Source organism: Providencia rettgeri (genome assembly GCF_001874625.1).
Lineage (GTDB): Bacteria > Pseudomonadota > Gammaproteobacteria > Enterobacterales > Enterobacteriaceae > Providencia > Providencia huashanensis.
In genome coordinates, this window is record NZ_CP017671.1 from 191,623 (window position 1) to 206,366 (window position 14,744).

17 protein-coding genes are annotated in these 14,744 nt (G+C 37.0%); 5 read left to right on the forward strand and 12 right to left on the reverse strand.

What is annotated here, in order from left to right; all coding sequences use genetic code 11:
* Entirely contained in the window at positions 1-1,515 is a 1,515-nt protein-coding gene (locus RB151_RS00885) for an MFS transporter (RefSeq protein ID WP_042843325.1), read from the forward strand.
* Positions 1,516-1,518: 3 nt separating this feature from the next.
* Here RB151_RS00885 and RB151_RS00890 read toward each other — a convergent pair whose 3' ends face one another.
* The gene (locus tag RB151_RS00890) at positions 1,519-3,360 is read right to left on the reverse strand and encodes an FUSC family protein (protein WP_071547579.1); all 1,842 of its coding nucleotides are present in this window, start codon (positions 3,358-3,360) and stop codon (positions 1,519-1,521) included.
* Positions 3,361-3,469: 109 nt separating this feature from the next.
* Between RB151_RS00890 and RB151_RS00895 the strand changes: the two genes are divergently transcribed.
* Positions 3,470-3,931 carry a MarR family winged helix-turn-helix transcriptional regulator gene (locus tag RB151_RS00895; protein ID WP_042843327.1) on the forward strand — a complete coding sequence of 154 codons (462 nt, stop codon included), beginning with the start codon at positions 3,470-3,472 and terminating at the stop codon, positions 3,929-3,931.
* 60 nt (positions 3,932-3,991) lie between these two features.
* Here RB151_RS00895 and RB151_RS00900 read toward each other — a convergent pair whose 3' ends face one another.
* The 11 genes from RB151_RS00900 to RB151_RS00950 all read right to left on the reverse strand — a co-directional run bounded on the left by RB151_RS00900 (position 3,992) and on the right by RB151_RS00950 (position 10,993).
* Positions 3,992-4,576: a hypothetical protein gene (locus tag RB151_RS00900; protein WP_071547580.1), complete on the reverse strand. Its 585-nt coding sequence runs from the start codon at positions 4,574-4,576 to the stop codon at positions 3,992-3,994.
* A gap of 122 nt (positions 4,577-4,698) precedes the next feature.
* The gene (locus RB151_RS00905) at positions 4,699-5,328 is read right to left on the reverse strand and encodes a LysM peptidoglycan-binding domain-containing protein (protein WP_071547581.1); all 630 of its coding nucleotides are present in this window, start codon (positions 5,326-5,328) and stop codon (positions 4,699-4,701) included.
* 205 nt (positions 5,329-5,533) lie between these two features.
* A complete protein-coding gene (locus RB151_RS00910) occupies positions 5,534-5,965 on the reverse strand; it encodes a hypothetical protein (protein WP_048605530.1) in 432 nt (143 codons plus the stop codon).
* A gap of 14 nt (positions 5,966-5,979) precedes the next feature.
* Positions 5,980-6,408: a winged helix-turn-helix domain-containing protein gene (locus RB151_RS00915; protein WP_048605529.1), complete on the reverse strand. Its 429-nt coding sequence runs from the start codon at positions 6,406-6,408 to the stop codon at positions 5,980-5,982.
* Positions 6,409-6,711: 303 nt separating this feature from the next.
* The gene (locus RB151_RS00920; protein WP_048605527.1) at positions 6,712-7,197 is read right to left on the reverse strand and encodes a hypothetical protein; all 486 of its coding nucleotides are present in this window, start codon (positions 7,195-7,197) and stop codon (positions 6,712-6,714) included.
* Complete coding sequence (locus tag RB151_RS00925; protein WP_042843333.1) at positions 7,178-7,828, reverse strand: hypothetical protein; 651 nt, start codon at positions 7,826-7,828, stop codon at positions 7,178-7,180. Before RB151_RS00925 ends, RB151_RS00920 begins: the two co-directional genes overlap by 20 nt.
* The gene (locus RB151_RS00930; RefSeq protein ID WP_071548810.1) at positions 7,806-8,378 is read right to left on the reverse strand and encodes a hypothetical protein; all 573 of its coding nucleotides are present in this window, start codon (positions 8,376-8,378) and stop codon (positions 7,806-7,808) included. The genes RB151_RS00925 and RB151_RS00930 overlap by 23 nt, the downstream gene beginning before the upstream one ends.
* A complete protein-coding gene (gene sctJ, locus RB151_RS00935) occupies positions 8,362-9,111 on the reverse strand; it encodes a type III secretion system inner membrane ring lipoprotein SctJ (protein WP_048605525.1) in 750 nt (249 codons plus the stop codon). Before sctJ ends, RB151_RS00930 begins: the two co-directional genes overlap by 17 nt.
* A gap of 3 nt (positions 9,112-9,114) precedes the next feature.
* The gene (sctI, locus tag RB151_RS00940; RefSeq protein WP_048605523.1) at positions 9,115-9,411 is read right to left on the reverse strand and encodes a type III secretion system inner rod subunit SctI; all 297 of its coding nucleotides are present in this window, start codon (positions 9,409-9,411) and stop codon (positions 9,115-9,117) included.
* Between the two features lie 55 nt (positions 9,412-9,466).
* On the reverse strand, positions 9,467-9,790 hold the full coding sequence (locus tag RB151_RS00945) for a type III secretion apparatus needle protein (protein ID WP_042843337.1): 324 nt from the start codon (positions 9,788-9,790) through the stop codon (positions 9,467-9,469).
* 24 nt (positions 9,791-9,814) lie between these two features.
* Positions 9,815-10,993 (reverse strand): PrgH/EprH family type III secretion apparatus protein, encoded by a 1,179-nt coding sequence (locus RB151_RS00950; protein WP_071547582.1) that lies wholly within the window; start codon positions 10,991-10,993, stop codon positions 9,815-9,817.
* Positions 10,994-11,187: 194 nt separating this feature from the next.
* On the opposite strand from RB151_RS00950, the gene RB151_RS00955 reads away from it, so the two are divergent.
* Genes RB151_RS00955 through sctW form a run of 3 tightly spaced genes read left to right on the forward strand, consistent with a single transcriptional unit; the run spans position 11,188 to position 14,736 of the window.
* Entirely contained in the window at positions 11,188-11,967 is a 780-nt protein-coding gene (locus RB151_RS00955; protein WP_042843339.1) for an AraC family transcriptional regulator, read from the forward strand.
* Positions 11,957-13,654: a type III secretion system outer membrane ring subunit SctC gene (sctC, locus tag RB151_RS00960; RefSeq protein ID WP_071547583.1), complete on the forward strand. Its 1,698-nt coding sequence runs from the start codon at positions 11,957-11,959 to the stop codon at positions 13,652-13,654. Before RB151_RS00955 ends, sctC begins: the two co-directional genes overlap by 11 nt.
* The gene (gene sctW / locus RB151_RS00965; RefSeq protein WP_048605520.1) at positions 13,645-14,736 is read left to right on the forward strand and encodes a type III secretion system gatekeeper subunit SctW; all 1,092 of its coding nucleotides are present in this window, start codon (positions 13,645-13,647) and stop codon (positions 14,734-14,736) included. The genes sctC and sctW overlap by 10 nt, the downstream gene beginning before the upstream one ends.
* Positions 14,737-14,744 lie beyond the last annotated feature (8 nt).

The window sequence follows — 14,744 nt, forward strand, 5'->3', positions numbered from 1 at the left end:
ATGTTCTTAAGCTTATTTCACGGTGCAAAGGAAACAAAACCTTTATTAGCTGTAGTTTCTGTTTTTCTTGGCGCTATTTTATCGACATTATTTACTCGTATGTTTTCCCTTTCATTAGGTGATTTACGGGGGGTTTTTGCGCTTGGTGTTCAGGAGGGGAGTTGGTTAAACATTGCTTTAAATGCAGCTCAATTAACCAGTATGACATTAACCCCTTGGTTTATGGTTATTTTAGGCGCTGAAAGGATATTGATGGCAACAAGTGCTATTTTACTGGGTGTTTTTGTTGTTTTTCCTATTATTGGAGGAAATTATGGGTTTACAGAATTACTAGTTATTCATTTTATTATTGGTTTGAGCTTAGGTGTTTATTTGCCAATGACAATTTCTTTAGCACTAAGAAATTTACAACCTAATGTCTGGTTGATTGTCATGGCCGCTTACAGCTTAAGGGTTTCTTTAGGAATGGATGCGGGGGTTGGTGTTTCTGGGTCATTTATTGAGGTTATTGGCTGGCAGTGGCTGTATTGGGGATGCGCATTGTTTGCTGCAATGATATGCATATTCGCATGGAAAGGATTACCGCTAAGTGAAATAAATTATGGGCTTTTTGAGAAAACAGATTGGGGAGGAATGCTCCTTAAAATTCTAAGTTTGGTTTTATTATATATAGGTGTTGTACAAGGTGAGATGTTGGGTTGGGGGGATTCCGGCTTTATTATTTCTTGTCTTATCGGGAGTGCTTCACTGTTTACTATTTTTATCGTGCGAGCATTATATTTTGAGCAGACCTTTGCTCATCCCAATTGGTTAGCTAATCGAAATTTGTGTATTTGTTTTATTATTTCTTGTTTGTACGGTTTCTTAATGTTGACTAATTCCCTATTTATTCCTTCATTTTTATCGTCTGTGGGGGGGTTAAAACCATTCCAAATTGGTGAAGTCACGAATATTGCGTTTATCGCTTATTTAATTTTTAGCCCAATTGCCGTTTGGTTTGCTAAGCGGGTTGATGGCCGATTACTAATGACGCTTGGTGTTGTATTAATGGGTTATAGTTGCCTGCTCGGTATGCAAATTGATTACCAATGGCGTATACATGAATTTATTCCGTTAATGATCATACAATCCGTTGGTGAATGTTTAGTATTAATCGGGTTAATTTCGTTATTTGTCGTGAATATGCAACCGCAATTTGCGCTGCATTTAGGTGCTTATGTTTCAATTGCAAGAGTACTAATGCCCGGGCTTGCTGGGGCATTAATGAATACGTATTTACGTATTTCTTTTGATGAGCATTTTGGCCATAAAACTGCGTTTATTCAAACAGGTGAACAAATGCTAAGTACTGAAAATAATACTATGTCTATAGTATCGTTAATTAATCGAGAATCATATGTTGGCTCGTTTATTGATGGATTTAGTCTTATTTTCGTCATTGCTATCATCGTACTTGTACTGATTTGTTTTTTAAAACCTAGCCCAGAGAATCATATTGTCCCTTTTAGTCGCTAATCTCTAACCTCCTTCAGGGGGAGAGAGAAAACAATGCATTGAGTTTTTCTTGATTAAGTATTCTTTCAATTGTTCAAGTTCTTTAATCGGCTTATTTTGGTTTTGTAACCGATTAATAAGTTGGTTTAGCTTATTAGGTTCTAAGCGATTTTGCTGTATTCGTTTTTCAAGGACAAGTAATGCACGTTTCTTGGATGGAGAATGGGCAAATTTTTTGTTAAGGATAAATAAATTTAGCCAAATACCATGGTTGATTTCAAAAAAATGTATTGTAGAGGTAAAAGGTTGTTTATTTTTCCTTGCTAGTAATAACCCGCTAAGTAAGCGATGCATTATCTGGGTTGTTGAGGGTTTGTTGCCTTTTAATAGCAAATTTATCCCTTGCTTAAATTGCTGTTCTGAGAGATGAATTAATTGCTGGTAACGTTTTTTAGGGTTGGTTGGGAAAATCCAAGCAAAAGCCGCCATCGCGACGAGCGGGCCGGATACCACTGCGATGGCATTACCCACATTTTGCGTAAATGTGAGGGGAAATGGGTAGCTAGGTTGTAGTAAAATCAGCGAAACCATGATGTAGTCAAATGCGATCAGAATTAATTTATTGTGTGAATAAATCACAACGCCACTGATGATTACTGGGATGATTAACAATGTCATCTGCCATGATGATGAGGCGAAAGGCCATAAACACCAAGTGCAAATTAATGCGACAATCGCGCCAAAAAATTGCCCGGTAAAGATGTATTTCATAAACTTTGCTGGGTAATCGATAGAAGCAAACAGTGCTAACATTACGGAAAGACCGAGTGTGAGATAGGCTAAAGCTTGCCATTGTGTCCATAGCCACAAAACCCCCACGGCACCTATGGTAACAAAGGAACGCGTAAAAGCATGCCAAGCAGAAATCTTATTTTGATGAAGTTTTAGCGGGTCATTTTGATTCGTGCGTTTGATTGATTTACCTAACATTGCGTAGTAAAGGGGGATTAGCAGTGTTTTGAGCGCACCATTCGGGCACAAAGATAAAATATGTTTCCATTGGGTATCCGTGGGCTCCTGTGATGGGAAATAGAAAGATGGCATGGATTGAAATTGTTCTAAGTGTAGCAATATCTGGCTTTGGGAAATGAGTTTTTGCCGTGCTTTGGCGACCTGTTTACGGTGATAACGCCAGCCAATACGGTTAGCTTCTAAAATATCTTCATAGCTCACCATTGCCTGCCACAGTTGTTCAATATCCTGTTGTTTGATAGGCTTTTTTTTCTCGATCGCTTGGTGCATAACTTGATAAAACTGCGTATCAATTTGGTTTTTAAGGGTAATCACAGGTTCTTGTTCACGTTTTGGGGTAAACAAAAAATTGAATACCACCGCTGAAAGCACTCCGACAAGGATTGTCCACAATCTATCCCAAGCTACCATAAACAAGTCATCGGTGCTGTGAACACTGAGCATACTGACCATCACCGCAGAGTAACCTGCCAAAAAGGTGCCATAGGCCACGAAGCCTTTTTGTAGTTGGCCTATGCCACTACATGCACCTAACCACATAGCTAATCCTACGATAAACAATAAGGGGTTGATGAGATGTAGTTGAATTAATACCACCCCAGCTAATACGCCTATCACGGTTCCCGCGAAACGCCACCAACTTTTTTCCAGTAGGTTTTCACGCCAAGGTTGTGCTGAGGCCCAGACGGTCATAGCGGCCCATTGTGGGTGAACAAGTTGTAAATATTGTGCAATAAAAAGGGCGGCAATCGATGCGCAAGCGGTAATGATAGCAAAACGAAAGCGCATAGGGTTAAACCCTAAGCGAAGCAGTAAATTTGTATTATGTGGCATAGATTATCGATAAATTTGGCGTGTTAAATGGGTTAGTAGTTGATAAAATCAACCAATTGCGGTGTGATTATCGACTAATTAGTTGATAAAATCAACTAAAGAGGGTTTTATGCGTACAGAACAGGCTCGGGTATTTGGGGTGATCAGTCGAGCGGCTCACCATTATATGAAATGGATGGGGGAGCCTTATGGGCTCAATGCGATTGAATGTTTGATGATTTTACATGTTCATCAATATGATGCCTCTACACTAGAACAAATTTCGAAAGCGATGGTGGTGGATAAATCGGTAACAACGCGAGGGATCGGTAAGTTTTTAGACAAAGGCTGGATAGTGAAAACCAATAGCCAAACTGATAAACGGGCTTACCATATATCGTTGACGCCACTTGGTCACACTATCGTGGGTGAATTGAATGATAAGTTAGATAAGTGGAATGACTACTTAGCCGCTGATCTATCTGAACTGGAAGCGCAGCAATTATTTGCTTCCTTGGAGAGCCTAGCTAAGCGTGCGGTTGAAAGTTCAGCAGATGATTTTCCTTTGATATGCGAAGGGAAAACGCAGTGAGACTCAATAAAAAGCCAGTTGAGTTTAGCAACTGGCTTAGTGGTTAAATCAAGTTGTTATTTAAATACTAGGTTTATGAGGATATCGGTTTCCTCCTTCCCAATAAAACTCTATTTCGTTAACAGTTGCTGATTTATCACCAAATTTCAAATGAGTTTTTAGATTCCCCGTTCCATACTCACTGCGTAAACAATTACTTAGTACAGAGTATTTTCTCTCGATACTATTGAATTTATATCGTTCTGACGTGGTAAATTCAAAATAGTTATGAAAATCAACATTATCTGCATTATTTTTGACGTGTTCAACGGTATGGTTAATACGCAGTGGCGTCAGTAATTTTTTACTGCCTATATCCAGTTTAGTGATTGGCTGGATCATAAAATGTCGCGGGTTTCTAAAGATATCCAAATTCGCTTTACATTTATTATTGCTATCATCTTTATTAACTTCAAATTTATAGTCGGGCTTTATGATGCTGTATTTGCCATTTTTTTCATCAATAATTTGACCGACGGCTGCAACGACTTGAGGGGCTGACGATTTGACGTGATCGAAGCCATTCTTGCTATTCACATTGAAAGATAAAGGTTTTTTCTCTCCCGCAAAACCAGTGATAACATCAGTGAATGACAGGTGGATCACATCATTTTTTTGATATTGTAGAATGATATTATTATTTCGGTTAACAAAATCGTAGCGACTGCCAACTAATGAACGAAGCTTACTAACAGCTTCTGAGTCAATATGTTGTTTTCACGTTTTTCCTAAATAATAGTTAATGTTGAGGCCAATGCGTGAATCTTGCTGAGTGAAAAATCCTTGTCTGCCTCGAGCCGAACTTGAGCGTTGCCAGTTCGATTTAGCCATTGTTGAATAGAATCACTTGCTGTTGACATCGCCATATTGCGAGCTAGCTTTTCGGCTGAATCTACACTGGGTTTATTTGAGAGAAATTTACCCGCTTGAGTGGTGAATTGAGCGAACTTCATTTCTTCGGGGGTTGGCGTTGCTGCCGGTTGGGGCTGTTTTATATCATCCCACTGGATTGTTGGGAGGGGAGCCATGGGGATATCTAATTCATCACCCGGCTTTAATTGTTCAAATGAATGGGCGAAGGTACGGAATTGATTCAATTTCCTTAGTGAATCCACGGACATATTATAGTGTTTAGCGATGGTCGCCGTGCTTTCTCCCTCTTTTAAAACATAGGGTTGGGTTTGACGGTAGTTTAGAGAGGCGGTGTTTGGCAACCATTTAACGTTATTGTTATTTGAACTACTCGCCATAATCGGGGTGAAGGTACAGGCCAAAGGAAAACTAATTTGGCTAATAATATTTAGCCAAGTTATTATTTTGTAATGTTTAGGAATAGGGGCCCGTGCTCCGGTTTTCATCAAATAGCTCCGAATAGAATAAATTAAGAATATGTTTATGGTGTATTTCAATGGAAATACCTAGCTCCATCCTTGGGGCTAAAATAAACGTCATAGAGTGATAATTAATTTATTTTATGGTTTTATTTGAGCGGTTATTTCATTAATGATATTGTTTTTTGTATAAACTCGTCACGGAATTTTAATTGAATTATTATTTATATACTTATTTTGTTGATGATACTGAAAGTGTGATTTTTTCTGACAAATTCCTAGGTAATTCTGTTACTTTATTGTTCATCAAGATTAACTCACCATTTTTTTCAACTCGGATGCTAATGCCTAAATTTGGAGCATTATTAACAAACTCCTCAAGTAAATCGAGTTTGAAACTAATGACCTTGCTCGCTTCATTGGTGTGTAGTTGATAGTTTAATAAACTCTCTTTTGGTGATGCTAATGTATCTATTGGGCTGATAGATAAAGTAATTTCTGAATTTTCAGGAATGATTGACTGTGAATAAATCTCCCCTTGTAATTGGTGGTCTGTGTTGCTTAGAAAGTTTTTAGGAAAATAGCTACAGCCTAACAATGTGCTAATAAATAATATAGGTAACAGAGACTTATATGCTTTTCTTAATGCTTTAATAATTAGCATGATAATAACTCAACTTATTGGAATGAACGGACAAAGACTTTCTGGAAGAAACATTTAATATAAGAATATAATGTGTTTCCTAAATTGTATTTTGATAAAATAGGCATCTCTGATTTTTCCCCAGTATATAAAATGCCAATTCTAGGTAAGGTCATAATCAAATTTTCGTCTAACTCAACCTTTTTAAAAGATTGGCGTAATTGCCTAACTAGCTTGTAATAGCTACTTTCAGTCACAATAGTTCCTCTTTTCTCCCAAATTTCATACATAACTTCTCTCTTGTTGCTTGTCTTAGTTAATAATATTTTTAATAAACAAGACTCGTTTTCGGTAAGATTAGCGGATATTTTCCCTCGTGAAAGGGTTCTTTTTAATGGGTCATAAACGACTTGTTCAGCTAATAAGACCGTTGGCTCGATTTCATTGTAATCAACACTACTCATACATTTTTCCATAATTAATAAATTGATAATAAGTCATATCTACCCTAACTAGCGATAATATATGCTTCAATATAAAAAAATGATGTTACATAAAAATAAGGTCGTTTTTTTATATTAAGACATATTATGACAACAGGGTAAATTTAAGGCATTTATGGTGGGGATATATATCAAAAAAATAGTGATATTTTTTATTTTTTTGTTGGGCGAGTTCAGGTCGTATGTTTTTTATTAAAAATTAAGACGAAATTTATTAATGATTGATAATACCCCCAACAATTGAAATTGATGGGGGCGGTAAAATTAAATGATCTCAACATCATCCTCATCATCAGTTTCTAATTTTATCTGACCAATATTACGGTTTAGTTGTTCTGATATAGGTGCACTCATCAGGCTGATTGAGATATAACGCTTTAAAGCTTTATTAAATCGGTCACTAAGTGACGGGACTTTTTCATCTGGGCGTGATGAAAGGGCTTGAGAAGCTCCAGCAATAAACTCTTCTTTTTCATTTTTACTTAAGTGGATCATGGTCTTAAAAAAGTAGGCAAAGAACTCTTTCTCGCTATCTTTTTGTTCTAATTGATTAATGAAAAGATCAATTTTCATTTTTGCCTCCGATGACATGGGGATAGCCGTAGTTTTTTTATCATTTAAAGTATATGAAGAGGTTGGGTTTGACGCCGCTGTCATTTTTTGTTGAATGTCTTGCTTCGATGACAAAGTAAGTTCTGGCGTTAACGTCAACAGTGGTGATGAGTTTAGATTATTTACTAATAGAGTCATGTTCGCCTCGATGAATGTTCAATAATGTAATTAGCGCTTGATACGCTTTTTTCCGTTTTTCTATAATTAGGCAGCGGTTAGCGACAGAAAAAATTTGCGGTAACGTATTTTTGGCAGCAATTGATGGCGAAAAATAACAAATTTTATTATCTACCTCTAATGCAATGGTTGCGCTACTTGTATTTGTTTGAACTTGTATTCCAGAATGCTGCTCTTTCAAAAAGGGTTGCATATCAGCGGGAAGGTGTAGGTTTATATTACAAGGGTTTTCCTGTTGATGAAGAAAATAATCTGCCACAATATCCTTTATGCGTGGGTCACTAAACAATTTAACGAGTAACGTTTCAAGTTGTTCTGCACTTTGGCTAAGTCGTTTTTGTAATGCGATTTCGCTGTTATTAAGGCTTTCAATGAAATCGGCAAGTAATTGTTTAGCACCATCATTATAACCTTGCTGATAAGCGGTTTGGTATATGCTTTCTTTTTCACTTACTGCCTGCTGGTAGTAATCATTTGCCTTAGATTGAGCATATTGAATTACATTTTTTTGGTATTGAGAGGCACTTAAAGCTCGTTTTTTAATTAACACTCTTTCTTGTGAAGTCTCTTTAACTGATGGCGGTATTTTCATTGTTTTTGTTTCTATTAATATAATGGCATATTTCTTCAATGATATTCCAAGGCAACATTGTTTCTCTATGTGCTGGGATCATTTGTTGAATTTCACGATTAAACATATACTTAGCACGTAGGATATAAGCGCTGCCAAAAGGGGCTAAACTCGATAAAACCTTTGCAGCACCTAATGCAATTAATGCGGTAGGTGCATTATTGTTTAATATATCTTGGGCATTTAATGGCCTGCGGAAATATCGGCGTAATGTTTCACTATTTGGTAATTTCCTTGATTGTTGCTGAGACTCAGTTTGCATTACCCCTCCAATGTGCACTGCCACAATGGGTAATTGCTTCCAGTGTATGGATAGTACGTTAGGCAATAAGGGAGTACGAGGGTTTGCGCTGGGTAATGCGTATTGTTCTATCAGTTTGTGGTTATGCTGCTCCTGTAATAAAACGGGTAATTGATGATAAAAATCACCATTAAATTCCGAGTGGAAATAGCTACCAGGTGCAAGAAAAATATCTTGCTGTTGAATAAGGAGTTTATTTAGTCTCTGCATTGGGCGCATTCTCAACCATTTTTATGGGGGCTTTTTTATTTGCTTGGCGCTTCCAGATAAAAACTAATAAGCCAAACAATAAAACGATAATGCTAATAATGGCACCCAGAATGATTGGGTTAATTAAACCTGTCGGTTCTGATTTAATTTGGTATTGCAATGGTGGTCGGTTAACAATCACCACAGAAACATTATCGTAAGTGGTTTCTGCAAAGCTACTGTTTAAAAACAGTTTGATCTTATTCATCATCATCTTGGGGTCTTCATTCCCTGAATATGTCACCAGACTTGATATTTTTTGTACTTGTTTAGCCGAACCATTGCCATTTAATGGGTAGCTGACATGTACTCTGGCATTGACGACTTGTGGAATAGACAGTAATGATTGTTCAAGGCGTTGTTCAATCAAAGAAAGTAAACGTGTTCGCTCTGCTTGCGGAGAAGCGACCAGTGAATCACCAGGAAAGGCTTGAATAATTTCGACTGGGTCTTTTGATGGCAAGTTATACTGGCGCAATAAGTCGACAGCAATCACGAAGTTGTCGGGGGAGACTTGGATGGAGTCCCCTGTTTTATTATCGTGTTTACGGTGAGCTTCAACGCCATGCTCCTGCAAGATCGCTAGCACCTCGTTGCTTTGCCGTTGGCTTAAGTTACTGAGTAGTAATTGGTTATCACACCCCAGTAATAAACCTACAAAGCTAATTAACAGTAGTTTCTTTAAAATATTCATGGTTTATTGTGCTTTTAATACCGTATCAATCGCGGAAACACTCTTATGTGTTAGTGTACTCACCATGCTCATGGCTAAATTGTAATTACCGACTTGATTTTGAATTTCAAGTAATTTAGTTGGATTACTGACATCTGTATTATTAGCTTGATTAATTAAATTGGCTTTTTCATTACTAACTGCTGCTGTATATTCTGAAAATAATTGTTTTATTTTGTCTTCAAATGAACCTATAGGTACTGCTGTTTTAATATCATCGGTAATATTAGGCAATGTAGAAAGTGATATTGGGGTAATCATAAATTTATCCTATAGAAAATAAGGGTACTGTACATAACAGCCCCTTATATGCTTATTAAACGTTACGAATGATTGCTTGAGCGGCGTCTTTAATTGATTTCATGACGTTGCTTTGTAATTGACGTGCCATATTATAGTTACCACTTAATGCGGTAATTTTACCGAGCACTAGTGGGTTATCTACTTCAAGATTGCCATCATTAAGCATAGTATGTAATTCGTCTGCAATCACTTTTGTTCTTGCACTGACGCCAGCGGAAGCACGGTACATCATCCCATATTTACTATTTATAGGGTCGGTGGTTTCGAAAGTCGATGAGACCCATTCTCCCGTAGTTGAATTACCCTTTGCATCTACAGCCATACCATTAGTTGACATAATATTTCCTCTTTTTTGTTAATATTAAAATCTATTTGAATTGAATAACCAATGGTTGTTACCTAATAAAATATAACCATTGGATTTTGTGATAAAAGACTTGCCTGTTAATTCATTATTGGCTAATGAAATAGAAAATTGAATTTGTCTTTCTCCCCATTGCTGATAAAACGAACTTGCAAAAGTTATTAATGAAATAGTTTGTTTATCATTCAAGCTATCTTTAATAATAAAAATTGTTTTATTGTTTTCAGTTATTTTATGCCATTGAACATTACTTTCTGTTAATCCTAGTTCGGATTTTTTTATTAATTCAGCGATGCTTAGATTTTTAAATTCACTTTTACTATAACATTGAAAATAACTTGAAAATGTTTGGTTAATAAATTCGGTTTCTTTACTTGATATTTTTCCATTTAATAGTTTTATAGTAGGGTTACATGGGTTATCAATGTTTATTTTTAACAGATTAGGAATGAATTCTGCTATTTTATTTTCTATTTCATATTCGATATGACTGATTTTATTAATTTTAAATTGGTTTCGATACTTAGATTTTAATAAACGTTGCATGCTCCAATCCAAATCCCTTTGAGTTTTAACTAAAACCAGCATTTCATCTTTTTTGCCTTCAGTGACCACGACTGGGTAATGGTTTCCATTAATCAACTCTTCAATAGCGTGTCTTTTTTTCTCTACTATTGTTTTTGTTGTTTCGGAATTATAGGGAATAGACATGAAACCGATAAATGCCAGTGTGATTATTGATATACCGATTATTATTTTGCTGGCGTATGGCGATTTTTTAAATTTATGCCTCATTTTTTCTGTTTTAATAGTACTGTCTGGAATAGTTTCCTCCATAAGAGGGAGCTCCCAAGGTGTATCGATACGTTTAATCGCAAAAGGAAATAGCTCTTTTAAAACAGTCTCATGCAGATTGATTGGGATGATTTTACTTTGATTTTTAGTATGAAGGTCAATCGCGATCTGGTCTTCATAGGAAATGATTGAGAAGGTAAAAGCTTCCTGATGGCTGGGTATCGAGTAACTCGTGAACCCTTCATCAGAAATATTAGTTTTGTAATCATTATCCTCACCAATAATAATCAAGTTAGCATCTAAATTTATTATTATTTCCTGATCGCACATTTCACCACTGGCGATCCTCATAATGTAAGTGCGGTTATTTATGTCTGTCATACATGTAATCTCAATAAAATTATTTAAACGTATTAAACAGTGAAAATATTATTCAGTCAGCTGAATAGATCTTATTCATTTACACTAAGGGGTGAGGAGGCAAAGTATGAAGTATTCTGCTTTATTCCTTTGTGTTTTGTGCGAGCATCCCGCACCCTGATTCTAAATATTAATCAATAGAAAGGGCTTATATAATGCTAAAGAAAGACATTGCTGCATTATTGAAACATGGGGATCTCTGTTTTTCTTTGCAGGATAAACTGATTTTGGCAGTTCCCTCTGAGGGAGCAGCGACTTTTTGTTATAAATCTCCATATTCAAACTTAAATATTCAATTTGAAAAAAACGCTATATTTATCGCCAATGATGCAGTGTTGAGTACTAATAACAACCCAAACTGGGATATTTACTCAATAGAGTTATCAGAGTTAGTTGAAATTCTTGCTGTTATTGATACTGCAACAAAGCAATCTTTCCTTTCTAAGAAAGCGAAATGTGGTTCTAGTAATGAAATAGTACAAGAATATATTCCATTGGATGAAGAGTTTTTTACAACCATATCAGTTAAAAATGTTGTCATCGATTTAGTCATTAGAGAGCAACCTGAATTTGAGTTTTGGTGCAATATATTGCGTAAATATGAAGCCTACGGAATGATGCGATTTATTCTTTCTGCAGCGCAGAGTGATAAAAATGCCAATATTAATCAGCTTTGTGCTCGTTATGGAGTTTCAGCCTCTTATTTTAGACAGCTTTATCGAGAAAACTTTAATAAAACAGCGAAGCGAAAGATTATGAGTGTTCGCATGGCAAACGCTATTTTGCAATTAATTGAAAGTGAAAGCTCAATTTTGGATGTGGGATTAGAAGCGGGTTACTGCTCTGCCTCACACTTCACCAATGATCTTAAAAAAGAGTTGGGACTTACCCCTTCAGAAATAAGACATCTTGGAGACAATTTATATGAGCAGTAACAAAAGAGGAGTGGTATTACTGGCACTCCTTTTATTATCGATGAGTGGTTATTCAGCTCAGTCTGAAATTTTTGTTGCACAACCTGTAGCTCAAGAAAAAAACCATGACACATTTGTTGCAAATAATATTGCTATTGGCAAAGTTTTTGAGGCGGTCGCTGAGCAATTAAACAAGCCTATTATTTTAAGTAAATTAGCGGCACAGAAAAAAGTAACGGGCAATTTTAATCTAGCCAATGCGGATGAGATGTTCAAAGCATTAACTCGCCGTATTGCATTAGTGTGGTATGACGATGGTGCCAGTATTTATGTTTACGATAATAGTGAAATGCGCAGTACGATTATACCGACTCATGGTGTTAGTAGTGGGCAGGTTCTCAATTATATTCAACGTAATGGCATTTATGATGAACGCTTTCCTGTTCGTACTCAAGGAGGTGATAGCTTATTGTTTGTTTCGGGGCCGCCTTTATATGTTGAGCTAATTAAGGCTGCGGCACTGTATTTAGATAAGCAGATTCAACAAGAAGAACAAGTGGGCAGTGAGGTTGTGGTTATCTCTTTAAAACATGCCTCAGTTACTGACCGAAGCTATACATCGCGCGGCCAAAGTACAACGGTACCTGGCATGTTAACGGTCATTTCAGCTTTATTTAAAGATAACGGAAACACCGTTGAAGAAACGATTAATGTTCAGCCAGCCAAATTGAACTCAGTAGAAGATTCAATTGATGAATTATTAGATGCTCCTATTGGTGAAAGTGTTCCATCACAGAAACAAGTGATAGTGAAAAGCTCGTCAGGGAGAAATGTACTCTCGCTGGTGGCGCACTCTGATAGCAATAGTTTGATTGTCAAAGGTAGCCAAGAACAAATTAACTATGTTAGGCAACTGGTTAGGACCTTAGATACTCGTCGTCGACAAGTCGAATTATCTTTGTGGATTATTGACATAACACGATCAGAGTTAGACAACTTGGGGGTGAATTGGGAAGTTGGCACCTTTAAAGCGGGTCGAGGGGCTGTCGCATTTAACCGTAGCACACTATCAAATAGCCAAGATTTTTTATTACAGATTGATGCATTAAGTAAAAAGGGAAATGGGCATATTGTGTCACGTCCTGTTTTACTGACTCAAGAAAACATTCCTGCTTTATTCGATAACAACACCAGTTTTTACGCTAAGTTACAAGGTGAGCGCATTGCGACATTAGAGCAAGTGACTTACGGAACCATGATCAGTGTGATGCCTCGTATTTCTGCGGGTCATCAGGTCGAAATGGAAGTTAACATTGAAGACGGTGCACAAAGTCATGGAAGTGATGGTAAAGCTTCAAGTGTTGAGGGGTTGCCATCGATTAACCGCACGACCATTAATACTGTTGCTCGTATCGCGAAAGACAGCAGTTTACTTATCGGTGGTTATACGCGTGAACAATATATTGAAAATGAAAGCAAAATTCCTGGACTAGGCGATATTCCTTTTGTTGGCGGCTTATTTAGTAGCTCGTCAGTTAATCAGCAAAAAATGGTAAGGTTGTTTTTGATCCAACCGCGTTTATTAGATGAAAACGAAGCTTGGGATGGGCGTCAGTTTTCAGAAAAAACGCGTATTACACAGCACAATAGTCAGTTGCATGGCACGGTACAATTTCTCCAACAGTATATGAGCGAGTCATGGCAATAACGCCACTGAACTATAGCAACCGTTTTTCGGTTGGTACGCAAGATAAAAGCAGGGCGTCAGCGAAGAGTAATACTGACGACAGTGACGAGGTAACCCGAGGGTTAGGGGTCATTGACAGCAGCAGCGAATATGCCTCAATGGCCATGTTAGCGGCAAGCCATATTCGCAGAGGAAGTTCTCGTAAAGACCCTGAAGAAGAATGGATGCGCTTTGCTGAGCGTATTTTAGATAGCAATGCAGATGGAAAAATTACCCAAATTGAGGCTCTGCTAAATAAGCAGTTAATGAATCCTCGGCAATTACGCACTTTATTATTGCAATTTTTTCCAGATCCTAGTGATTTATTAATGGCGCTTGCTTCATTAATTCATCGCAAAAAGTTTAAAAATGAGCAAATAGCATATCTCGAAACACTTTATGAGCAATTATTGAATGAAGAAAATGCGCGTAGTGCACAAGCTGGCGCTAACGTGGCATTACTTGCCAAGGCATTTGCTCAAAAATTGAAACAAAGCGCAGGGAACTTGCGTAGTGTTTACCGTGAATTCATTGGTTATGACGGCCCTGTCGTATATTTATATGAACAATGGGTTGAAGTCATGGAACTCCAAGAGCGGGAAAATATGATGCGTTATTTGGCTCGAGCTTTAGCGTGTGATCTACAAGCATTGCCGCTTGGTGATGTGAATATCAGTGAATTTGGTAATTTTTTTATTCGAGTTGGTCGTTTACGTGAACTGCAATCTCTTGATTGCATCTTTAGCCAGAAAATTTTTCAAGCGGATTTTTTTCGTTATCAAATAGATAACCAAAAATTGGTGTTAGAGAAATCCCTCAGCCAAATATTTATTAGCGGTATTCGTGGGCTAGCTGATTTTGAAGAGCAAATTGTCATATTTGTGAATAAAGAATTACGGTTCATGCACACAGAGACGCGAGCAAGGTTTTTGCAATTAGTATTTTTGGCCTTTTCTACTATTCCGATTTCGGTATTTCCTATATTGGAATCAAGGGATGAAATATTGGAACATTTAAAAAAACAAATGAATGACATTGTGGCACAAGAAATTATCAAAAAATAAAAATAGGA